The sequence below is a fragment of the Phycisphaeraceae bacterium genome (assembly GCA_019636795.1).
GTDB lineage: Bacteria > Planctomycetota > Phycisphaerae > Phycisphaerales > UBA1924 > JAHBWW01.
Map to the genome: position 1 here is coordinate 69,693 of JAHBWW010000004.1, position 22,260 is coordinate 91,952.

Annotated in this window: 19 protein-coding genes; 12 read left to right on the top strand and 7 right to left on the bottom strand. The window is 62.9% G+C overall.

Annotated features, from left to right (window positions below; all coding sequences use genetic code 11):
* The 3 genes from KF757_09415 (at position 1) to KF757_09425 (ending at position 4,912) form a co-directional block, all read left to right on the top strand.
* Positions 1 to 633 (top strand): sigma-70 family RNA polymerase sigma factor, encoded by a 633-nt coding sequence (locus tag KF757_09415; GenBank protein ID MBX3323193.1) that lies wholly within the window; start codon positions 1 to 3, stop codon positions 631 to 633.
* Entirely contained in the window at positions 630 to 3,824 is a 3,195-nt protein-coding gene (locus tag KF757_09420) for a protein kinase (protein MBX3323194.1), read from the top strand. The genes KF757_09415 and KF757_09420 overlap by 4 nt, the downstream gene beginning before the upstream one ends.
* Positions 3,825 to 4,180: 356 nt before the next feature.
* Complete coding sequence (locus KF757_09425) at positions 4,181 to 4,912, top strand: hypothetical protein (protein ID MBX3323195.1); 732 nt, start codon at positions 4,181 to 4,183, stop codon at positions 4,910 to 4,912.
* A gap of 86 nt (positions 4,913 to 4,998) precedes the next feature.
* On the opposite strand, the gene KF757_09430 is transcribed toward KF757_09425, so the two are convergent.
* Positions 4,999 to 6,069, bottom strand: a complete 1,071-nt coding sequence (locus tag KF757_09430) for a Gfo/Idh/MocA family oxidoreductase (protein MBX3323196.1) — start codon at positions 6,067 to 6,069, stop codon at positions 4,999 to 5,001.
* A gap of 76 nt (positions 6,070 to 6,145) precedes the next feature.
* On the opposite strand from KF757_09430, the gene KF757_09435 reads away from it, so the two are divergent.
* Positions 6,146 to 7,309, top strand: coding sequence for a hypothetical protein (locus KF757_09435; GenBank protein MBX3323197.1), 1,164 nt, complete (start codon positions 6,146 to 6,148; stop codon positions 7,307 to 7,309).
* 20 nt (positions 7,310 to 7,329) lie between these two features.
* Here the strand turns inward: KF757_09435 and KF757_09440 are convergent, their stop codons facing one another.
* Together KF757_09440 and KF757_09445 are read right to left on the bottom strand one after the other, a co-directional pair.
* Positions 7,330 to 7,749, bottom strand: a complete 420-nt coding sequence (locus KF757_09440) for a hypothetical protein (GenBank protein MBX3323198.1) — start codon at positions 7,747 to 7,749, stop codon at positions 7,330 to 7,332.
* 9 nt (positions 7,750 to 7,758) lie between these two features.
* Positions 7,759 to 8,769: an MBL fold metallo-hydrolase gene (locus KF757_09445; GenBank protein MBX3323199.1), complete on the bottom strand. Its 1,011-nt coding sequence runs from the start codon at positions 8,767 to 8,769 to the stop codon at positions 7,759 to 7,761.
* Between the two features lie 127 nt (positions 8,770 to 8,896).
* Here KF757_09445 and KF757_09450 point away from each other — a divergent pair, with 127 nt between their 5' ends.
* The 3 genes from KF757_09450 to KF757_09460 are packed head-to-tail and all read left to right on the top strand — an operon-like array spanning position 8,897 to position 10,510.
* Positions 8,897 to 9,061, top strand: a complete 165-nt coding sequence (locus KF757_09450) for a hypothetical protein (GenBank protein MBX3323200.1) — start codon at positions 8,897 to 8,899, stop codon at positions 9,059 to 9,061.
* A 34-nt stretch (positions 9,062 to 9,095) separates the two neighbouring features.
* Positions 9,096 to 9,926, top strand: coding sequence for a hypothetical protein (locus KF757_09455; GenBank protein MBX3323201.1), 831 nt, complete (start codon positions 9,096 to 9,098; stop codon positions 9,924 to 9,926).
* On the top strand, positions 9,926 to 10,510 hold the full coding sequence (locus KF757_09460) for a PH domain-containing protein (protein ID MBX3323202.1): 585 nt from the start codon (positions 9,926 to 9,928) through the stop codon (positions 10,508 to 10,510). Before KF757_09455 ends, KF757_09460 begins: the two co-directional genes overlap by 1 nt.
* A 719-nt stretch (positions 10,511 to 11,229) precedes the next feature.
* Here KF757_09460 and KF757_09465 read toward each other — a convergent pair.
* The 3 genes from KF757_09465 to KF757_09475 all read right to left on the bottom strand — a co-directional run bounded on the left by KF757_09465 (position 11,230) and on the right by KF757_09475 (position 14,972).
* Complete coding sequence (locus tag KF757_09465; GenBank protein MBX3323203.1) at positions 11,230 to 12,588, bottom strand: VCBS repeat-containing protein; 1,359 nt, start codon at positions 12,586 to 12,588, stop codon at positions 11,230 to 11,232.
* A 485-nt stretch (positions 12,589 to 13,073) separates the two neighbouring features.
* The gene (locus KF757_09470; protein MBX3323204.1) at positions 13,074 to 13,529 is read right to left on the bottom strand and encodes a PTS sugar transporter subunit IIA; all 456 of its coding nucleotides are present in this window, start codon (positions 13,527 to 13,529) and stop codon (positions 13,074 to 13,076) included.
* 81 nt (positions 13,530 to 13,610) lie between these two features.
* Positions 13,611 to 14,972, bottom strand: a complete 1,362-nt coding sequence (locus KF757_09475) for a hypothetical protein (GenBank protein MBX3323205.1) — start codon at positions 14,970 to 14,972, stop codon at positions 13,611 to 13,613.
* On the opposite strand from KF757_09475, the gene KF757_09480 reads away from it, so the two are divergent.
* On the top strand, positions 14,971 to 16,500 hold the full coding sequence (locus KF757_09480; GenBank protein ID MBX3323206.1) for a hypothetical protein: 1,530 nt from the start codon (positions 14,971 to 14,973) through the stop codon (positions 16,498 to 16,500). The genes KF757_09475 and KF757_09480 overlap by 2 nt on opposite strands.
* Positions 16,497 to 17,123, top strand: a complete 627-nt coding sequence (locus tag KF757_09485; GenBank protein MBX3323207.1) for a response regulator — start codon at positions 16,497 to 16,499, stop codon at positions 17,121 to 17,123. Before KF757_09480 ends, KF757_09485 begins: the two co-directional genes overlap by 4 nt.
* A gap of 126 nt (positions 17,124 to 17,249) precedes the next feature.
* On the opposite strand, the gene KF757_09490 is transcribed toward KF757_09485, so the two are convergent.
* The gene (locus KF757_09490; GenBank protein MBX3323208.1) at positions 17,250 to 18,581 is read right to left on the bottom strand and encodes a hypothetical protein; all 1,332 of its coding nucleotides are present in this window, start codon (positions 18,579 to 18,581) and stop codon (positions 17,250 to 17,252) included.
* Between the two features lie 196 nt (positions 18,582 to 18,777).
* On the opposite strand from KF757_09490, the gene KF757_09495 reads away from it, so the two are divergent.
* The 3 genes from KF757_09495 (at position 18,778) to KF757_09505 (ending at position 22,191) form a co-directional block, all read left to right on the top strand.
* Positions 18,778 to 19,386, top strand: coding sequence for a hypothetical protein (locus tag KF757_09495; protein MBX3323209.1), 609 nt, complete (start codon positions 18,778 to 18,780; stop codon positions 19,384 to 19,386).
* An 85-nt stretch (positions 19,387 to 19,471) separates the two neighbouring features.
* Complete coding sequence (locus tag KF757_09500; GenBank protein MBX3323210.1) at positions 19,472 to 20,359, top strand: GIY-YIG nuclease family protein; 888 nt, start codon at positions 19,472 to 19,474, stop codon at positions 20,357 to 20,359.
* A gap of 50 nt (positions 20,360 to 20,409) precedes the next feature.
* Entirely contained in the window at positions 20,410 to 22,191 is a 1,782-nt protein-coding gene (locus KF757_09505) for a restriction endonuclease (GenBank protein MBX3323211.1), read from the top strand.
* Positions 22,192 to 22,260: the final 69 nt, after the last annotated feature.

The following is a 22,260-nucleotide window of genomic DNA, read 5'->3' on the forward strand; positions in this document are numbered from 1 at the left end:
ATGCCTGCCGACCAACCTACGAACTACGCACTTGATCCGGCGACACCTCCCGCCCGGTCGCCGCATGAGGTGACCTTGCTGCTCGAAGCCGCCCGCGCGGGCGACCCGCAGGCGGCGGCCGACCTGCTTCCGCTGGTGTATGAGGAGCTGCGCAAACTTGCCCGGGTTCGGCTCGGAGCCGAAGCACCCGGCCAGACGCTTCAGCCGACAGCCTTGGTGCACGAGGCTTACTTGCGACTGGTGGGCGATTCGGCCCTGCATTGGAACAGCCGGGGGCATTTTTTTGCATCGGCTGCGCTGGCGATGCGACGAATTCTGGTCGAGCGGGCCCGGCACCGCAAGCGTATGAAGCATGGTGGGGGGCGCAAACGGGTTGAACTGGGCGACCATGCCATGAGTACAGAGCCCGATCCACTTGACATGCTCGCGCTCGACGAAGCCCTCGATCAACTTGCAGCCATTGACGAACGCAAGTCGAGCGTCGTCATGTTGCGTTACTTTGCCGGGTTGACCCTTGAGGAAACCGCTGCTGCGCTGGGCATCTCACTCGCTACCGTCAAGACTGACTGGAGTTTTGCTCGGGCCTGGCTTCACCGGGCCATTTCAGGCAAGAAGGATGAGGATCAGGCGTGAGCCCGGACCTGCTGAGACGGGTCGAGGAAGTTTTCGGCCTGGTGATAGAACTTCCTCGCGACGATCGACAGGCATTTCTCGACGAACAACGCCTCGATCCGCTTGTGCGGGCCGAGGTTGAGAGTCTGCTCGCGCACGCTTCGTCGGACGAGGGCATTCTTGATGCTCCACCAGTTGCTGCGCCGTTTGGTCAGACATTTGGCGGCGCGGCGCCATTCGAGAACCTTTCTGTTTCGTCCGAGATCGGATCCTACCGCATTCTCCGGTTTCTCGGTGCTGGAGGCATGGGCGTTGTGTATCTGGCAGAACAGAACCGCCCAAGGCGGACTGTTGCACTCAAACTTGTTCGCGGTGGAGTCGTCTCGCCAACACTTGTGCGACGATTTGAGCGTGAGGCAGAGATCCTTGGCCGTCTTCAACACCCTGGAATCGCGCAGATTTATGAGGCCGGTATTGCAGCCGTTCATGGTCACGATCAGCCGTTTCTGGCGATGGAACTTGTCGAAGGCCCGCCGATAACAGACTTCGTCGCGACGCGACATCTTTCGATCGATGCAACACTCGAACTCTTCGCGCTGATTTGCGATGCAGTTCATCACGCCCATCAGCGCGGCATCATCCATCGTGATCTCAAGCCGAGCAACATACTTGTGGACCCTCGAGGCCAGCCGAAGGTGCTCGACTTTGGCGTTGCACGCATCGCGCGCGATGACGCGGACCATACAACGCTGCGGACGCACGATGGCCAGCTCGTGGGAACTCTTGCCTACATGAGTCCCGAGCAGATTACGGGGAATCCTGATGAAATTGACGTGAGGAGCGATGTCTATGCGCTGGGAGTTGTGCTCTATCAACTTCTCACCGGACGGTTACCACACGATCTGACGAGCCGGTCGATGCCCGAAGCGGCACGGACGATCCTTGATGACCCGCCAACAAAACTAAGCAGCATCAACAAGGATCTCCGGGGCGAAGTCGACGTGATTGTGGCCAAGGCCATCGAAAAGGATGTTGATCGGCGATACCAGTCGGCCTCCGAACTGCGTGATGACATTCGCAGATTTCTCGATGGCAAGCCGATTCTTGCTCGGCAGGATTCGGCCTTGTATGTGCTTCGCAAGAGTCTTGATCGCTATCGCGGTCTGACTCGAGTGGCAGTGGCCAGCGTGGTGCTGCTTGCGGCATTGGCCAGTGTTGCAGTATTTCAGGCTCACCGTGTCGATGAGCTTCGGGATGATCTGCAGGTGACGCTTGATGAAACCAGGCAACGAGCCGAGGTTTTACGGCAGGTCAACTACTTCACGCGAATTGGTTTCGCACAGGCGGCGCTTCAGGCTGGAGATGTCGGTCGCGCCCGCACGCTGCTGGCGGAATGCGCATCCGACATGCGCAACTTCGAGTGGCACTATCTCAATACGCGCGCGGACCAGAGCATTCGCACTCGAGTGGTCAATCCGCGTGGCATCAACCTTACGCAATTTTCGCCGACGCTTGCAGCCACGTTTCGCTATGGGACCACATTGGAACTGTGGGATCTTGCAACTTTCGATCGCATTCCATTTGATACATCGGATCAGGTCTGGCCGGCTTTCGCAATGAGCAACTTTGGTGAAGCGTTTGCAATCGCAGAGCATGAACAAGCACAGATCATCAACCCGCGAAGTGGCGACCCGTACTGGTCGACGCCACTGGCGACATCCGAGTTGCGCATCGACGTCAGCGCCGATGGCCGATGCGTTATCCTGGGCCATCGGACCGTAACTTGCTACAGACAAGATGAACCGGGCAATTCCGTCACATTCAATCTGATGCGACCAGCATCCGCAGTCCGTATTTCACCTGACGGCCTGTGGGCGGCGGCGGGATTTCACGATGGCAGCCTGGTCATCATGGATCTGACGAGCACGACGGGTAATCTCAGGGGGAGTGCGTATCCGAAGCATCGCAGTGGTGTGCGTTGTCTTGCTTTTTCGCCCGACAGCAGTGAAGTTGCTGTTGGCACCATTGATGGCTCCCTTGTGGTGTGGCCCGTGGGGAACACCGCTCCGGATCGCCCGCGACTCATGGTGCCTCTTCACGAGAACAAAATTTCTGCAATCGCGTGGCGGGCAGACGGGAAGCGCATCGCGACAGGTAGTACTGACAACAGAATTCGCGTTATCGAAGCCGATTCCGGATACCTTGTCACAACCCGCATCGGTCATTCACACACAGTTCTTTCGCTTCAGTTCTTCGGTGAAGAAGAAGTTGTCTCAGCGTCACTCGACGGCACACTGCGTGCATGGAGCATTGCACCAAGCCTGGAGGAAACGCCATTGGCATTTGGCTCATCCATTTATGGGCTCGCCTTGAGCCCCGATGGTCGAACTGCATACATCGCAGGCACGATGTCCAGCATTGTCGCTGTTGACATCGATACCTTTTCTGTGAAGGAGTCCTGGAAGCATGACTCACGTTTCATCCGCCACATGATCATGATGGAGGGGCAAAATACCGCATTGATGGCTTCATCGGAGGGAAACGTTTTATCCTTCGACACAAAGAGCAAAGCGGTTGTGTCCACTCCTAGCCAATCGGGATTGATCAATGAAGTGGCGTGGTCCCCCACACTCCGCCGTGCGTTTGCGGCCGGAGTTGATGGCGTTACATGGCACAAGTTTGATGGGACGGCCCTTGGTCCCGCCCAAAGTCTTATTGCTGATGGAGAAGTATTTTCTTTGGCAACTACCTCGGATGGCGGCGTCCTTGCGATGGGGTACGCTGATGGGCGTGTATGCATTCACAATCTCATTACGGATACGAGGCGACTTCTCCCTGTCTCCATAGAGGGGCAAGTGTGGTCATTGATGTTCACGCCTGATGATGCGAATCTTATCGTGACTGGCGAGGATGCCACGGTGCTTGCATACAACCTGCACACTGGGCATCAACGACGATTCATTGGGCACCTCGGGCCCGTCTACGCGTGCGTGCTCTCACCCGATGGTTCGCGGCTTGTGACGGGCAGTTTTGACAACACCGTGCGTGTCTGGGCGCTGGATCACGCGAGCGAACTCATCTCTCTCCGCGGCAACACGTCAAGCGTGCACGGGCTCAAGTTCTCGGCAGATGGAACGCGGATCCTTGCGATCGCCGATGATGGGCGGATGTTTGTCTGGCATGCGCCGGGGGAGCCATCCCTGAGCCCTTGATTCAAGGGTGCCTTGTGAAGCGAACCAGAGGGCATTCGCGATGCAAGGTGCGTCAAGATAAGCATCTGAAGTCCGGAAACCAGGTTGCAGCGGTCGGCTCTGGCTGATGGCATCGGGCCAGATCAGATCGGATGGTCAGGTTCCAAATCGGGGAATCGGCCCAAGTACAATTCACTTGACAGCGGAAGGAACTTCTGGTACCTTGAGTTTCGATGGGGTTGTTCTGATCCCTGCTGCTTGGTTTGTAAGCAAAATACGTTTATCTCTACGGCGACCGGAGAGAGTCTCCGTCGAGAGGCGATCCATTTGCTTGTGCAATGGATCTTTGTCTGTGCATCTATTGAGGAGACAAGATAATGAAGAGGTTCACTGTACTGTGCGTGGCAACTGTGTGTGCCCTTGCTGGCGGGGCGAGTGCTGATATCGGTTTTGTCAGCGGGCAGGATTTGCGCGATGGGGGTCAGGCCACTCATTTCGGCAGCATTTTCGGTCAGGTTGGCACCCGCGGAGGCACGGGCGACTCGTTCGTTGCCCGCGCGCTGCTTCAGGCGCCGCCAAACGCCTATTTCATCGATGATGTGCCGCATTCTCACACATTCGGCGGCTCTGAGTTCGCGGGGAACAACCTGATCACAGGCCAGCCCTTCACAATTACTTCAGCCAAGACGAGCCTTGGCGGAAATCTGTACCTGATTCAGGTCGAGATGGGGACGCAAGGTCCTTGGCAGCCGACCCCTGGGCTGACCGCACCGAACGGCAACGTCTTCCAGTCGTGGCGTCTGGATGTCGGCATGCTTGCAGCAGGCACCGACGCGATTGATTTTGCCAATCCCATCACCGTCATGAGTTCAGGATTCAGCATCTTCAACTCAGTTGGCGGTTCGCTGGGAACCTTTGCTCTGACACTCAACGGCAGCACCGCTTCTTCCGTCGCGGGCATTGGTGTCGTCGGCCTTGGTGGGGGGGACATCGGCGGATTTGACCTTGCCAGGATCCAGCTCTTCTGGACGGTCGAGATCATTCCGGCACCCGGCACCGCCAGTCTGATCGGTCTGGGCGGGTTGGTTGCGATGCGCCGCCGTCGGTGAGTTTTGGGTTCATGATTGACATCGTGTAGGCAGGCTCCGTCTCAGTGGCGGGGCCTGCTTCTTTATGTTTTGGCGCTCGGCCACACTCATGAGGCCTGTTCAAAGTCGATGCCAAGTTTGCCGAGGATCGCTTCGAGATCACCTGCCTGCTCGATGGACCAACTTGCGGACGGATGGGCCGACTGTTCTCCTCGGACCGCCGAGGCGAACGCTGTGAACTGATTGATGAACTTGTCTCCGCCGTGTTCGATGACAATCGTGCTCTGCCCGGGGCCGTGCGGGTGTTGTGCAGACCGTTCGACGTGAAGCTGAGCCCACTTTGGATCTGGCGACCAGGGCCAGTCGGTCCAGACGCTTCCCCATGCACCGGTCAGGCGCACTTCCTTCCGCCCGGGCCTGTCCATACGGGCTTCGAATGCGAAAGAGACATCGGAGTTCAGACGGCCCTCGACGCGGACTCGCTCATCAATTCCAGATGTCTCGCCGGCGAGCGGGGGCGCGATGGCACCCTGGGCGTGCCATTGGCTCGCGCTCGAGTCGGTCAGCGAACACCGCGTGACAGAGCGGATGAAACTGACGGGATAGCACCCGATATCCATCATCGTGCCGCCAGCGAGCGCATGGCTGTAGCGCGTTGCTTCGCGACCGGCGGCCTTCATGTCGGTTTCGAACCAGGCCTCGACGTGCTGCAAAGGTCCAATTGGTCCTGCCGGATCGCGAGCGATGCGTGCCAGTTCGGCGGTCTGCGGGTGGTGCAGGTACATGAATCCTTCCAGGAGGATGCGCTGGTGTCGCTCGGCGGCAGCAAAGAGTTGCTCGGCTTGCGCTCTGGTCCAGCAGAGGGGCTTTTCGCACAGCACATGAAACCCGGCTTCGAGCAATCGCGTGCACCACTGCGGATGCATCCGGTTGGGCAGCGTCAGGTACACAGCATCGATAACCTGTCGCAGGTCGGCTCGCTCGAACAGGTCGGCGTATGTCCCGGCGTGTTCGATGCCGAACTGCTGGGCGAAGGTCTTTGCCCGAGCCGCATCGCGTGAACATACTGCAGTGATTCGGTTTCCTTCTGCCGAGGCCAGCAGTGGGGCGACTTTGCGCGCGATGTCGCCGGTTCCGATGATGGCCCAACGAAGTTCTGGCATTTTGATCGTTCCCATTGCCTTTTCCCGCAACCCGAGTGACAATCAACGGTATCAAAGAACGGGGTCGCGCACCGTTACGGAGACTTCGTCCATGTCCATCGATCGTCGGGAGTTTATCGTCGGCACCTCGGCTGTGCTTGCTGCTGCGGCCGCTCTTCCTGCTTTTGCTTTTGCGGGCAAGATAAGCAGGAAGCCCATGCGCATCCTCTATCTTGGTGGCACCGGCTTTCTCGGGCCGCACATGGTGACCGACGCACTGGCCAAGGGGCATCATGTCACGCTGTTTAATCGCGGTCGCAGCAACCCGCACCTGTTCCCCGAGGTCGAGAAGCTCGAAGGCGACCGCTATGGCGATATCTCCGCGCTCGAAGGCAAGACCTGGGATGTCGTGATCGACACATTCACCTACACGCCTGACACGGTCGGGCGCACGGCCGAACTGCTCAAGAATTCGGTCGGGCAGTACATTGTTGTTTCGACCGTGTCGGTGTATCGCGACTACGGCACGCCGGGCATGGATGAGGACGCCCCGCTGGCCGAGATTCCCGACGACGTTGCCGCCGCGATCCCGACGCACCGCGAGGTTGGGCAGCACTACGGCGCAATGAAAGCCCGCTGCGAGAAGCGCGTGGCTGAGATCATGCCGGGCAGGACGTGCGTGGTGCGTCCGGGGTTGATCGTGGGTCGCGGCGATGACACGGATCGGTTCACCTACTGGCCAGCGCGCGTCGCGCGCGGCGGCGAGGTGCTTGCTCCGGGCGAGAGCGGGCACTTCACGCAGTCGATCGACGTGCGCGATCTGGCGGTGTTCATCAACCATTGCGCCGAGGCGCAGTTGATGGACACCTTCAACGCCGACTCCCCGGCAGCCGAGCGCACGATGGGCCAGTTGCTCGAGACCAGCCGTGATGTCAGCGGATCGAACGCGACGTTCACGTGGGCTGATGCCGAGTTTCTGGCGGCCAATGGTGTTGGCGCGTGGTCGCACATGCCCTGCTGGGTGCCGCCCGCGGGCAACTATGCCGGTTTCGGTCAAGTGAGCACGAAGAGGGCGATGGCGGCGGGGCTCAAGGTCCGCCCGCTGGCCGACACCGTCGGCGATACGCTCGCGTGGCTGGCCGAAGTTCCTGAGCGTGAAGAAGAGCGGTCGGCAGCCGAGGCCCGGCGCGAGCGGCTCAAGACGGCGCCGCGCGCAGGCCTGACCCCCGAGCGCGAGGCTGAGGTGCTCAAGGCCTGGCACGCGCGCGAGGGTTGAGCCGGCACCGCTTTCACGCATTACTGATCGGCGTCGAGCGCCTCGAGCAGTCTCTCCGCGCGCACGACGATCGCGGTCAGGTGGCCGGTGTCGAACATCCCGCCCAGATGCCCTTCGCAGAAGCGTTCCTGCCGCAGGTGAGCGGTCAGCAGCCGGGCAAGATCTTCGGCGGTGGCGGCCTCGAGTGCGGCGGCGTCGTTGACGAGGCGCTGGGCTTCGGGCGTGCCCGCCCAGGCAGGCCAGTCGAAGTCTGCCTTCACCCATCCCAGGCGGTACATGTCATCCATGAAGCGGCTGGCGCCGTCGCTGAAGTCATACATCGGCATACCGCCGCCGAACTTCATCACCCCGAACGTGAAGGTGTCGCCAGTGAAGACTCGCTTGTACGCGACCAGACCCTCGAGTTGCTCGCGCAGGCCTGGTTCTTTCTCATCGGTCATGGCTGTCTCTTACGCCTGATCTTCGACGAGTTCGAACCATCCCTTGCCATCGTCGCGCACGCGGCGTACAGGATTGCCCGGCTCGTGATCGAGCACAAGCAGCCAGTCGTGCTCAGCGGCTTCCTTGAGAAACCAGTGACGCGAGAGCATGCTGGTGTACGGCTCGACGTCGTACGCGAGGCTGTAGGCCGCGCCGACGTGCCAGGCCGTGGGCATGACGTCAGGTGTGAAGACGACGGTACGATCCTTCGTGTCCGTGAACAGGATCGCCTGCTGGCCCCACGTATGTCCCGGCGTAAGGAACACGCGCACGCCGGGGAGCACCTCGATCATGCGCTCGCTGGCGGCGGTTTTGGGCAGTTCATCGCGGTGGGGCTTGCGGCCGAGCGGGAAGGGGCGCGGCGCATCGATGAGCACGAGCCGCTCGCGGCCGCCATCGAGCGCGAGGGCTTCATCTTCGAGCGGCAGCAGGTGATCGCGGTAATAGGTGCGGGTCATGACCGAGTCGCCCGCGCGGGCATCGACCCATTCGCGCCGTTGCACGAACACGCGCGCGTTGGGGAAGGTGAGTTTGACGCGCGGCTCATCGCCCGAAGCGGCTCCGGGCCGATCGGCGACCCAGTCGGGCGTCTCGCCTTCGCGCACGCGCCGCGTGAGCCCGCCCGCGTGATCGAAGTGCAGGTGGCTGACGATGACGGCGTCGATGGTTTCGGGCGCGATGCGGATCTCGGCCAGTGCGGTTTGGATGGTGCGGCCGTCGAGGCCGAAGATCGCGGCCATCTTGGCGTCGAGCTTGTCGCCGGTGCCGGTCTCGATGAGAATGCGCCGCGGCCGCCCGACGTCGGGGTCGGGCGCTTCGCTTTCGAGCAGGATGCAGTTGTGGCTGAGTTCGATGCGGTTCTTGTCGTCGGTGGGCGCGGATCGGCTCCAGACGACGCGGGGGATGAGGCCGAACATTCCGCCGCCGTCGAGCAGCAGTCTTCCGGCCCGAAGCACGGTCCATGTGTATCGACTGGTCATAGGGGCGATGGTAGGGGCAGTGGCAGGGTTAACGGCAGGGATAATGGCAGGGGCGGTGGCACGCCGATCGTCCTGATCGAGCGATGCAGGAGTGTGGTATGCTGCTGCATACTTCGGAGTCTGCACGATGAACAGAACGGTTGTGGTCCTGATCGTGATTGTGGGTGCGGCGGCAGTGTCGGCGGTGCTGGGCCGCGTGCTCTTCGGCTCGAACGGGGCCGCGATTGGCGGGGCGGTGGGCGGTGCGCTCGGCGGCGTGCTGTGGGCGAGTTCGAGAAAGAAAGCGGGCTGAGCGATCAGCGCGGTGTGTATTGAAAGGATGCAGCATGGCTCGGCGTGAACGAAGTCCTGGCCCGCGTTGGCGTGTGCGCCTGGTGCTGTGCGTGCTGCTGGGACTGGCGACCTCGTGGCTTGTAGCGTGGGGGCTTGCTGTTGCAGCACGGACTCCGTGGTTTGGGCCGTGGTATCCCCTGGATCAACGAGGAGCGGCGTACATCGAGCCGCTGCTCCTTGAATACACCAGAAGTCAGAACCGTCCGACGATCGTGACACTGTGGTTCATCACGCCTCTGAACCGTCATACCGTCTTTGGAGCCAATGCGCGGGCCCGGTACGCTGCTGAACTTCCTCCGGGTACGCCGTACCCCGACGGCCAACCGGAACTGGCCATGAGAAGTGCTTCGCAGTTTGATCAGATCGCAGCACGCTTTCATGAACTGCCGGTTGCCCGCCACATGAGCGACCATGACTTTGTGGTCATTGAGCAGTACGATTACGGCTGGCCCTTGAGAAGTGCATCACAGACGATTATTTCGCGTATGATCGACGCTCCTCCGTCGTTGGGCCAGGCACTTTCGAGCGGTGTCTTCGAAAAGCGGTGGAGCCTGACCATCCCCCTCGGTCGGTTTCATCTGCCCGGCACGACGCTGTCTGAAATTCGCCTGCCCCTGCGTCCGCTCCTGCCCGCTCTGGCGGCCAATTCGCTGTTCTATGGCCTGCTCTGGGCGCTGCCGCTGCTGGGCGTGCCGCTGCTCAAACGCTGGCGGCGCGGGCGGCGGGGCCTGTGCCTGTCGTGCGCCTACGACCTGGCTGCAACACCGGGCGATGTCTGCCCCGAGTGCGGCCAGCCGAGGCCGGGTCTGTCATCGAGGATGTGATGTGGATCCGCCTATACTGCCGCGTTCAAGCCCCCGGGTGCGACGCCATCGCGGTGTCTGGACACATGCTCGCGCTTCCGGCATGCACCGACATACAGATCCGACGATTGCGAGGAGTTGATCTTGTGTCCGTTGAAGAACCGCGGTGGTATCCCTCGAAGATCGATTGGTGGCTCGTCCCGATTCTGTGCGTGCCGCCGGGAGCCGCGGTTGCGGTGTGCGTTACTACTGTGCTGGCGGGCTCCATCACCAGCCTGCTGGTGGGCGTTGCGGTTGTCGCGTTGGTTGCGGGGCTGTATGTTGGGCTTGTCTTTCCCATGCGTTACGGGCTCGACGAGACTCACTTGATTGTCAGACACGGCCTCTGCCGCCAGCGTATTGCGCTGGCCAAGATCGTGGAGGTGCGTCCGACGCGCAATCCCCTGAGTTCACCGGCGCTGTCGCTTGATCGTCTGCACGTCAGGTTCGGGCAGGGCGTCTTCAAGGCGGTGATGATTTCGCCCGCGGAGCGCGATTGTTTTCTGTCCGACCTGGCCGAGCAAGCCGGGCTCAACCGCGTGGGCAATGGTCTGAGCCGGACGTGATCGGGCCCGGCGGCATCCGGGTTCGTGCTGCGCGTGCTGCTCAAGAGGTTGTTGTGGACTTCGATGGTCTCACTCTCCTGCTTCCTCTCTTGTGCGTTGCGTTGGTCGCGGCGCGGCCCGGACCTGATCGGCACACACGGCCCGACTGTGCAGCGCGCACCGGAAGCCTTGGTTGGGGTGGCGGCGGATCGAACGGGCGATCCACCGGTCCGGGTTTGGGTCCGCTCAGCTCGAGAGTGTGCTCTTGAAGCGGCCGTTTGTGCTCCTGCAACGCGCGCTGCAATGACTGCAACGCGCGCTGCAACGATTGAAGCGCGCGTTTGTGTTCTTGAAACGCGTGCTGCAACTCTTGCAACGCGCGTTTGTGCTCCTGAAGCGCGCGTTTGTGTTCCTGCAACGGCCGTTTGTGCTCCTGCAGCGCGCGCTGCAACGATTCAAACGCGCGTTTGTGTTCTTGAAACGCGCGCTGCAACTCTTGAAACGCGCGTTTGTGTTCCTGCAACGCGCGTTTGTACGACTGAAACGGGCGAAGAAAGTGCCTGATTGTGGGGAAGTGCCCCCTCTGGCGCTGTCGCCAGTGCGGTTGTGGCTCCTCAGTGCCTTGCCCCGCACCCCGATGCGGAGACATCAGGCCGTGCAGACCCGCGCCCGCTTCGCGGACTTGCACGACCGCTCATGGCCGCCTCCGACACTTCACTGTTCTTCCGGGCGAGCGACGTTCAGCCGCCCGGCGCTCCTTCCGGACATCCAGCCGAGAACTGGCCCAGAAACGAGATGATATCGAAAATGTCGAGTATGCCATCGCCATTGAAATCTCCGGGACAGGAGTTGCTGACGGCGAGAATGGCCATGGCGCTGGTCGCGCTTCCGCCCGGCCCGCTCGCCACGGCGTAGTACTGGCCGACGTGCTCGAAATCGGCGGGGTCGATGGTGAGCGTTGGGGTGTGTGCGCCGCTGACTGGGCCGCCATCAGACAGTGGCGCGTTGCCGAAGTACCACTGCACGGTGACCGGCGGCGTCCCGCCCGCGACCTGCACCTGCAACTGCGCACCGGTCTTGCGCTTGACCGCGAGCGACTGCGGCTGAGCGGTGATGCTCGGACGCAGCAGGCACTGGTTCAGGAACACACGCAGCTCGTTGCTGGTTTCCGAGGCGACGATCAGGTCCAGGTCGCCGTCGTTGTCAAGATCGGCCAGTGCGACCGCGGACGGCCCGCCGGGCACGCTGAAGGTGGACGGCGGCGCGAACGTGCCGTCGCCGACACCGAGCCAGACCGAGACGAGCCCGGTGTTGCGATGCCCGAACACGAGGTCGATCTTCCCGTCACCGTTGATGTCAGCAAGGCCTCTGCGGCGCGCGGCACCTTGCGTGGGCATCTCCACGAAGGTCACGGGCTGGAAGGTTGCGTCACCATTGCCCAGAGCGACCATAAAGGTGAACGAGTTGTCGTTGTTGGCCACGATATCGAGCTTTCCGTCATTGTTGAGATCGACAAGATCGATGTGGCGTGTCTGCGTCAGCAGTGAAACGGTGAGAACATACGGATCGAACGTGCCGTTCCCGATGCCAAGGTGCAGATGGACGAACGGAGCGCCACTCGTGGTGACGAGCATGTCGAGCACCCCGTCGCCGTTGACATCACCCAGGGCCAGTGACTCGGCACTCTGATGGTTGAACACGGTCTGGAGCGGCATGAATCCGCCCGCGGGATTGTTCAGATAGACAGAGAGGACGACCGTGCCGGTGTTGCCGGCCTGCGCGACGACGATGTCGGGCAGGCCGTCGCCGTTGAGGTCGCCGGCGCGGGCGACGCGGGGGCTTTCGGCGGTGGGCAGGACGACCATCCCGCCCAGGGTGCCGTCGGGCTGGCCGTAGAAGACCCGGACTCCGTGATTCCCCGTCATCGACACCGGAATGGCCAGATCATCGCGTCCATCGCCGTTGAAATCGGCGACGACCGGGTTGTTCGGCGAGCCGCCGAGGGCGATGTCCTGGCGCGGCGCGAAGGTTCCGTCGCCAAGCCCGCGCCGCACGCTGACGGAGGTCGCACTGAGATTGGGCACCACGATGTCGAGCACGCCATCGTTGTCAAAATCGCCGGTCACGAGATTCCAAGGGAAGGCCGCGGTCGAGAGTGGAGTGAGCGCCGGGCCGAACGGCTGCCCGCTCCCGCAGTTTTGCGCCGCGGAGGGCGCTACCGCCGCGCACGCTGCCAATCCCAGAGCGCACAATCCCCGCACCATCCGCAGACGGCACCCGAACAACACATCCTTCATCATGTCATCTCCTCGAAGGGGTGGTCTTTTCACCCTTTGGCCGCGAGTATACACATGATGGGGAGAATGCCACACAAGAATCTGAAAAAGTGCGGACCATGATCGCTCCCTTGCTCGCGCCTTTGGATCGCCAGCGGCGGCGTGCGGCCGCGCGGCACCCCCGCCCAGCAGCAGGCCGCCAACAACCTCACCCTCGCGGCCTGAGACGCCGGGGCAGATAGATCGAACCTTTGTACACTTCGCGCAGCCTGCACAGCTGCGCGAAGTTTTTCATTTTGTGAGAACATTCACCCTTCGCGCGAGCGGAGCAGGTCGTAGATTTCCTCCGCCGTGGTGGCGGCATAGATCCGCGAACGCAGTTCTTCAGCCGCCATCAGCTTGCTGATGCGGGCCAGGGCCTGGATGTGATCGCTCGTGCGATCGGGCGGACTGGCCAGCAGGACCACGAGGCGGACCGGCTGGCCGTCGAGGGCGTCAAAGTCGAGCGGCGTGGCGGGCTTGCCGATCGCCATCGCCAGGCTTGTCAGTCCGGCGCACTTGCCGTGCGGGATCGCCAGCCCGTGACCGATGCCGGTCGTGCGCGTCTGCTCGCGGGACCAGACGGCCGCCTTGAGTTCGGCGGGCGTCGAAACGGCACCGTGCTCGGTTAGCAGATCGACCAGTTCGTTGATGACGCCCTGCTTGTCCTGAGCGACGAGCGGGGCGCGGATGAACTCGGGCTTGAGAATGTCCAGCAGATTCATGCGTGTTCCAGATGAGCCGCGACAGCGCGGAGCCAACCCCGGCCCCGAACCAGCGCGAGGCACCGTCTGCAAGGGTAGCACCTACCGCTCGAGCACGGCACTGAACGCCCCGTCCATATAGCCCGCCGCGTCGGCCCCGGGAACGCTGCGCGGCCAGAGCAGCTCGGTCGAGGCGATGCGGAACGTGTGCCACTCGACCGCCCACGCCAGCGGCTCGGCGTCTTCTTCGGGCTCGAGGCTGCACGTCGAATACAGAATCGCGCCCGAAGCCGAGAGCATCGGCACCGCATCGGCGATCAGCTGCCGCTGAATCTGCGCCAGCCGCCGCGTCTGATCGCGCCCGAAGCGATACTTGGCCTCGGGCCGGCGCGCCAGCACGCCGGAGTTCGAGCACGGCACATCGAGCAGCACCAGATCGGCCCGACCGCTCGTGCGCAGGAGGATCTGATCGACCGGCAGCACCTCGACGCGCGGATGACCCTTGAAGAGCCGGGCCAGATCCCTGGCCCGCGCGCGATCGACGTCGCCCGCGACGATCGTCGCGCCCGGGAACGTCGCGGCCAGCTGGCGCGTCTTGGTCCCGCGCCCGGCGCAGCAATCGACAATCAGCGCGGGCGTGCGGCCCGCAACGCTGCGGATCGCGCTGGCCGAAGCGGCATCCTGTACCCATAGGTTCTCATCGGCGGCAAGCACTGCGGAAAGTTCTGCGGCGGTGCCCTCGAAGACGTGATGCCCGCGAACCTCGTGCGGGCGCGCCCCGGCCGGGATCTGCCGGGCGAACTGCGTATTGAGCACGACCGGCGGCTCGCACATCGTCGCCAGTGCCGCCGCCCGCGCATCGGCCACGCCGCGTGCGTCGATCCATCGGCGGATGACTCCGGCCGGCAGCGAGACCTGCTGACTCAGGCGGTCGATCGGGTCGGAAGCCAGGAACGGCTCGCTCAGCGCCCTCGCGCCGCCCGACGCGAGCATGATCTCATCGCGCTGGTCGGTCCACTGCGCCCGCTCGCCCGCAAGGCGCCGCTGCACCTCGCGCAGCACCGCGTTGACCAGCCCGCCGGCTTTGGGGCGGATATGCGTCTTGGCCCACGCGACCGATTCATCGAGCGCGGCGTGAGCGGGGATGCGATCCATCAGCAGCAGCTGTGCCGCGCCGACCAGCAGCACCGCACGCATTTTCGGTTCGAGCTGTTCAAACGGCTGCGAGAGGCAGCCATCAAGCACCGCCGCCAGCGTCAGCCAGCGCCGCACCACCGCGTCATAGAGCGCATGGGCCAGCGCGGCGTCGCGCGGGTCGAGCCCGCCGGTGTCCAGAGCCGTCGGCACCAGATCCGGAAACCGCCGCGCGTGTTCAGCAATCGCCCACGTCGCGACGGACCGCGCCGTACGCTGGGTTGTTTCGCCGCCTCCGGTCTCGAATGATGCCCTGCGAGAATCAGCCATGAGCCGGACTGTAGACAATCAGACTTCAGCGCACCCGGCGCGGCGCCGCGGCGTGCTGGCGGGGATGCGCATCCGCAAGAAGATGATCGTGCTGCACACGATCTTTTCGCTGGCGATGACGCTGATCCTGCTCGTCACGCTCCGCCCGGCGCTGCTTCGCGTCGTCTCGCGGGCCGAGGAGCAGGAAGCCTCGCGCTTGCTCGAACTGACGCTGCGGACCAGCCCGCGTGCGATCGCGCCCGCCGGCGAACTGCTGATCGATGGCGAGCAGGTGCGCATCCGTCGCGGCGTCGATCCGCGCACCGTTCCGGCCGACTGGGTCGAGCGGGCGCGGGCGGTGCCCGGCACGGCGCACATCGTCCCCGGGCGGGCGCTGCCCGGCGTGGCCACAGCGTGGACCGAACTCGACGGCATCGGCGAACTCTGGATTGTCGAAACGTCGATCGAAACATCGAGGCGGGCGGTGCTGAGCGTCTACGGCCTGGCGGTGCTGGCCTTGTTGTTCTTTTATGCCCTTGTGGCGGGCGCGCTCGAGTTGTTCGTGCTGCCCCAGCATGTCTACGGCCCGATCTCGCGCATTCTCGACGCCGACCAGGCGTTGACCGACGGGCGCACCAGCGAAGAACTCGTGCCCGACGACGCGATCACGCACGACGAACTGGGCGAGATCATGCGCTCGCGCAACGAGACCATCCGGCGCATCCGGCGGCACGAGCGGGCGCTGGCCGAAGCGCTGGCGCAGATCGAACTGGTCGCGGCCGATCTCAAGCGCAAGAACCACCTGCTCGAAACGGCGCGTCGCAATCTGGCCGGGGCCGATCGCCTCGTGAGCCTGGGCATCATGGCCGCGGGCATCGCGCACGAACTCAACACGCCGCTGGCCGTCGCCAAGGGACTGGTCGAGAAACTCGACACCGACCCGAGCCGCTCGCTCAGCCAGACCGAGTCGGCCCTGCTGCGTCGCGTCATCGGCCGGCTCGAACGCCTCAGCGAAGGGCTGCTCGATTTCGCCCGCGTGCGTCCGCCCGAATCGTCGCCTGTTGCCCTGCGCGAAGTCACGATCGAGGCGATGGAACTGCTTCGACTCGATCGCGGCTCGGCGCGCGCGCAGATCGTCAACGACATCCCTGCGGACCTGATCGTCGAGGCCGACGGCGATCGACTCGTGCAGGTCATGGTCAATCTCGTGCGCAACGCCATCGACGCGATCAGCCGCACCGACCATCCCGGCCTCGTGACGATCGAGGCCGAGACGATCGAGCGCGACGGCCAGGCGTGGGCGCTGGTCACGATCACCGACGACGGCCCCGGCATCGACCCGCAGGTGCTGCTGCACCTCTTCGAGCCGTTCGTCTCGAGTCACCTTGATGATCGGGGCACCGGCCTGGGCCTGGCGGTCTCCGAGGGCATCGTCCGCGAGCACGGCGGGACGCTGCTGGCCCGCAACCGCACGGGGCAGTGCGGGGCTGTGTTTGAGGTGATGCTCCCGGTACGATCTCCTACCTTGTTGCCTCTGGAGACGCCATGAACATCGAGCTTGAAGTTTCGATCCCGCCGCTGTCGATCGTCGCGGTTGACGATGACCCGGACTTCCGGCAGTACATCGAAGCAACGCTCGCGGGCGAGGGCCACGACGTGCGCACGGTTGCCGATCCCGAGAGCTTCTTTGCCGCCTGCGAGCATTCGCTGCCTGATGTTGTCTTGCTCGACATCAAGATGGGCCGCTTCAGCGGCGAAGAGATGCTCGCCGAGATCCGCCGCAGGTGGAGCAAGCTGTGCGTGATTGTCGTCACGGGCTACCCGACGCTCGACAGCATGCGCCAGACATTCAAGCAGGATGTGTTTGATTACCTGGCCAAGCCGTTCTCGCTCGATGAACTGCGCCGCGCCCTGTCGCAGGCGGCCGCCGCCTTCGGCCTCGGGCAGCGCCCGCAGGATCGCCTGCGTGCCGAGCTCGGGCGACAGATCAGGCTGGCCCGCACCGAGCGCGGCTGGACGCTCAAGGATCTGGGCGAACAGGCCGAACTGAGCGTGAGTCAGTTGTCCTCGATCGAGCGCGGCGCGCACCTGCCGAGTCTCGAGTCGCTGCTCTCGATCGCTGCGGCGCTCGATCGGCATCCTTCGGCGTGGCTTAAGGCAGCGGGATTTTAGTTCGGCCCCGTGCGATGCCGCCGCGGGCGTTCGTCCGGTCGCGGGGCGCGTGCGCAGAAAAACTAGCGTGAGTTCATCACGCTGGTTCAAAGGCAAGTGTGGCGATCGGGCTTGCGCCGTGGCGTTTCAGCGGCGGCGGCGCATCGCGACCAGCCCGCCCAGGGCCAGCACACCGACCGAGCCGGGCGCGGGCACCAGACGGAAATCATCGACATGGATCCACGTCGGATTGGGTCCGGTGCCGTTGGCGACGGTCAGGTACGCCGCGTCGCTGCCGGCGATGAACGTGTGCTCGAAGTATTGCCAGCTGCTGGGCGAGATCGGACCGGTCGAAAAGACCTGGGTGCCAAAGTCGGTGGCCGAGCTCGAGATCCCGATGAGCAGCGGCTCGCGTCCCGGGTCAAAGTCCATGACGGTCTGGGCCCAGAACGAGACCGTGTACTGACGGCCCGCGACGATCGAGTTCGACAGGTCGAACGAGAACGCATCGACCCCGCCGTCGGCGCGATAGTGCAGCGCGACCTTGTAGTCTCCGTCCACCGGCGCGAGGCCGAAGAAGTTGGAGGTATGCATGATGTCCAGTTCCTGCGAGGTGCCGAACGCGGTGGCATTGGCCATGATGGTGCTGAAGTCTGCGTTGACCAGGTTGTACAGCGTTCCTCCGGCTGTGTTGTTCTCGAAACTGCCGTTGAGGATCATGTTGCTCGGCCCGGCACCCGCGGCTGCGGCAACGCCGCCAAGGACGATGAGACTGACAAGACGCTTGTGTGTTGACATGTTGTATTGCTCCTTGCTGGTTTCAATGGCAGCGATCTGCGGTGTCGGCTCGTTGATCACGGCTGCCGGCGCGATCGACAACGGTCGGTGGCTGACCGCTCCTGCGAGTCTGACGGCCAGCCGGCTCGAACTCCTCAGACGCGACTGAGGCACCTCCCACGGTTCCAAGCGCAACTCTCTGACCCGACTCACACTCCCGTCACGTAAAATTGCAAAGTCCGGCTTTCGTCCGGCACTGTGTTTCGATGTGTCCCGCCCCGGGCGGCCGCGGGCGAGCGGCATGCAGTCGCACGACTCGATCAACCCGGCGGCGGGCACCCACCCCGCGCAGCAACCGATCCGGCCAGGGCCGCAACGCCGACGAAGCCTCCGAGTGACCCGCCCGGGGGCGTGCCTGCTGCGCCGAACAGCTTCTGCGGCGCGCCGATCAACGATGTTGACGCGCCGATAGATCGTTTTGACGCGCCGATACACGATGTTGACGCGCCGAATTGTCGTGTCAACGCGCCGATAGATGATGTTGACGCGCCGAATTGTCGTGTCAACGCGCCGATAGATGATGTTGACGCGCCGAATTGTCGTGTTGACGCGCCGAATTGTCGTGTCGGCGCGACGATAAATGATCTTGACGCGCCGAATTGTCGTGTCAACGCGCGGCGCAATGACAATTCGGCGCGCCATATGGGACCTTCGGACCGTCACAACCGCGTTATCGAGGGTGCGAAGGCGGTTGATCCCCCGATAAAAGGGGCTGGTGGCCCTCCGCACCGAGCAATCCGCCTGCCCAGTGTGGTGAACGACTCATAATGGCGGTCAGGATTTTGATAAGATCGCTTCGAAATCCCAACCACGCATTTCGGCTGCAAGGAGTTCTTTGATGGTCATTCTACTTTTCTTCCTGTTCATGTTCGCGCTGGGCGGAGCGTGCTATGCGGGTGTCATGTGGTTTCTGGAGCACAAGCGAGTGATGTCTCTCGAAGCCGAGGTTCATGAGGCTCGCAGTGCGGCCTCCGCTGCGGCAACCAAGGCGGCAGCTCTACTGGAAGCGGCCGAATCTGAGGCCCGCATCCTCACCACCGGGGCGCAGATGGAGGCTGACAGCACTGTGACCAACGCCAAGGTGGAGGCTGATGCCATGACTGCCGCAGCCCGCACCAAGGCCAAAGAGCAACTCGCAGAGGCTCAGATGGCTCTATCGGCCGCGGCGATGCGTTCAGAGCAAATCATCGCCGATGCCGAAAAGCATGCCGAGAGGATCGCGGGAAAGGCCTATGAGGCGGTGCGCGATGCAGATCGCTTTGAGCAGACTGCACGCGCCATGCGCAACATCGTCGAAGGTTATGGCGATGCGTACCTGGCACCGGCCTCGGGGCTTCTCGACGAACTCGCCGAGGAGTTCAGCCACAAGGACGCAGGGCGGCACCTGAAAATGGCCAGAGAACACTCAGCCGCGATGGTCGCGGGGGGGGCATGCGGCGACCTGTGACTATGCCGAGTCGAGCCGGGCCAAGGGGGCTGCACGCTTCGTTCTCGACGCGTTCAACGGCAAGGTTGATTCGATCCTGTCGCGCGTGCGACACGACAACGTCGGCACGCTCGAAGCCGAGATCCGCGATGCATTCACGATTGTCAATTTCGGCGGAAAACCATTCCGCGACGCGCGGATCACCGAGGCCTACCTCGCATCACGCCTCGAAGAACTGCGGTGGGCCGTCATCGCATTCGAACTGCGACAGCGCGAGCAGGAGGAGCAGCGGCAGATTCGTGAGCGTATCCGTGAGGAAGAAAAGGCGCGGCGCGAGTATGAGAAGGCGATCAGGCAGGCCGCCAAGGAAGAAGAGGCTCTGCGCAAGGCTATGGCCGAAGCTGAAGCACGCATCGCTGCTGCGACCAGCGAGCAACGGGCCGCCTTCGAGGCGCAACTGGCCGAACTGGCGGGACGGCTTGCCGAGGCCGAAGAGAAGAACCAGCGGGCGTTGTCGATGGCCCAGCAGACCAGGCGCGGGCATGTCTACATCATTTCGAATGTCGGTTCGTTCGGCGAGGATGTCTACAAGATCGGATTGACGCGGCGTCTGGATCCGCTTGATCGGGTGCGTGAACTGGGCGATGCCAGCGTGCCCTTCGAGTTCGATGTTCATGCCGTGATCTTTTCCGAAGATGCCCCTGCACTCGAGACCCGGCTGCACAAGCATTTTCTCTTGAATCAGATCAACAAGGTCAATCATCGCAAGGAGTTCTTCAGGGCGCCTCTGACCGACATTCGTCGCGAGATTGATGTGCTGGGTGTGGAGGCCAAATGGACCATGCTCGCCGAGGCGCGGCAGTACCGCGAATCGCTCGCCATCGAGGAAAGAATCGCCGCCGACCCGGCTGCACGCGAGGCGTGGCTGAACCGTCAGTTGATCCTCGAATCCGAGTCCGAAGGAGATGCAGTCGAACTCCTTGAAGAGGTTTGATCGCGTGCGTTGGTGCGGGCCGCACGATCCGGGGGCAGGGTGCCGTGGTCATGGCTCTGCATGGCCACGACGAGGCGTCGATTCCCGCTCCTGTCACCTTGAGTTCACGCCAGTCCAGCGGCGCGACACATCGCTCTTTCAGTGCGCTCGGGTTTCCGATGGGCCTGTGGCCCCGGCGCGAGAACCGGGTTGTTCCGTTATACTTTCCGCCGATGGCCAAACGCACACGACAGAAGCAACCACCCCCGCCGCCCGCGCCCTCCTCGCCGCCAGATCCCGCGAAGGTAGTCAGACGCACGCCCGCCGCCCCTGCCGAACCACCCGCGCGAAGCCGTCCATCGTCCCTCGTCGACACCCGCGTCGTCTGGTGTGGCGATTGCCTCGAACAACTCGCCAACCTGCCCGACAAATGCGTCGACCTCGTCTACATCGACCCGCCCTTCAACTCCAACCGCAACTACGAGGTCTTCTGGGGCGAGACCAAGGAAAAGCGGGCCTTCGAAGACCGCCACGCCAGCACGCAGGCCTACATCGAGTACATGCGACCGCGCTGCGTGCAACTCGCCCGCGTCCTCAAGGACACCGGCAGCTTTTATTACCACTGCGACTGGCATGCCAGCCACTACGTCAAGGTCATGCTCGACCAGATTCTCGGCGAGAACTCATTTCGGAACGAAATCATTTGGCGTCGGACTACAGCCAAGTCACAGACCTTCCACTCGTTTCCCAATAATCACGACTCGCTCTTCTTTTATGTGGGTGGGGAGCAGCACACGTTCCATCGCCAGTTTAAGCCCCACAGCCAAGCACGCATTGACCAGCACTACAGCAACATCGAAGAAGGCACCGGACGCCGCTACTCCCTTGACAACCTGACAGCGGAAGGCATTCGAAACGGTAGATCAGGCCTTCCGTTCAGAGGCATTGACATCGGCGCTAAGGGGAATCACTGGAAGTTCACAGTCGACAAGCTTGATGCGATGGATAAGGAGGGGCGGATCTATTGGCCAAAGAAGGCTGGCGGAATGCCACGACTGAAGCGTTACCTCGATGAACAAGAAGGCGTCCTTGTCGATACGGTTTGGGAGGACATCCCGCCGATCAACTCGCAGGCGAAGGAGTCCCTTGGCTACCCGACCCAAAAGCCCATCGCCTTGCTCGATAGAATCGTGAAGTCTTCCAGCAACCCCAACGACATCGTCCTCGACGCCTTCTGCGGCTGCGGCACGGCGCTCGTCGCTGCTCAGAACCTCAGCCGCCAGTGGATCGGGATCGACATCTCGCCCACCGCCTGCCGGGTCATGGCCAAGCGGCTCCGCGATGTCTGCGGCATGAAGGAGTCTGAGCCTTTGTGGAAAGCTCGCCGCGCTGATGCTTTCGTTGTCCGCGATCTGCCGTGGACGATCGAGAAGTTAAAGAAACTCCCGCCCTTCGAGTTCGAGAACTGGGCCGTCATCGCGCTGGGCGGCATTCCCAACAAGACGCAGGTCGGCGACATGGGCATCGACGGCCGCATCTACCCCGTCGGCTCGCGGCCGCAGGATGAAGCCAAGGGCACGAAAAACAAACATGGCGTGACCGGCGAGACGATGTTCATGGACGACTGGTTCCCGGTGCAGGTCAAGCAGACCGACAAGGTGGGCCGCCCGGACATCGATCAGTTCGAAGCCGTCATGGCCCGCGAGGACCGCACCCGCGGCTTCTTCGTCGCTTTCGGTTACAGTGCGGACGCCCAGCGCGAAGCCGCCGCGTTCTACAAGAAGACGGGGCGCATCATCAAGTTGATCTCGGTCCAGGAGATTCTGGACGAGGAACATGTGGGGAAGATGTAGTGTCCAGAAGAGAGGCCAGCCCGAAAACCTCGGGGGGCCCCGTTGCGATTCATAGGCACGGCAGTGGCC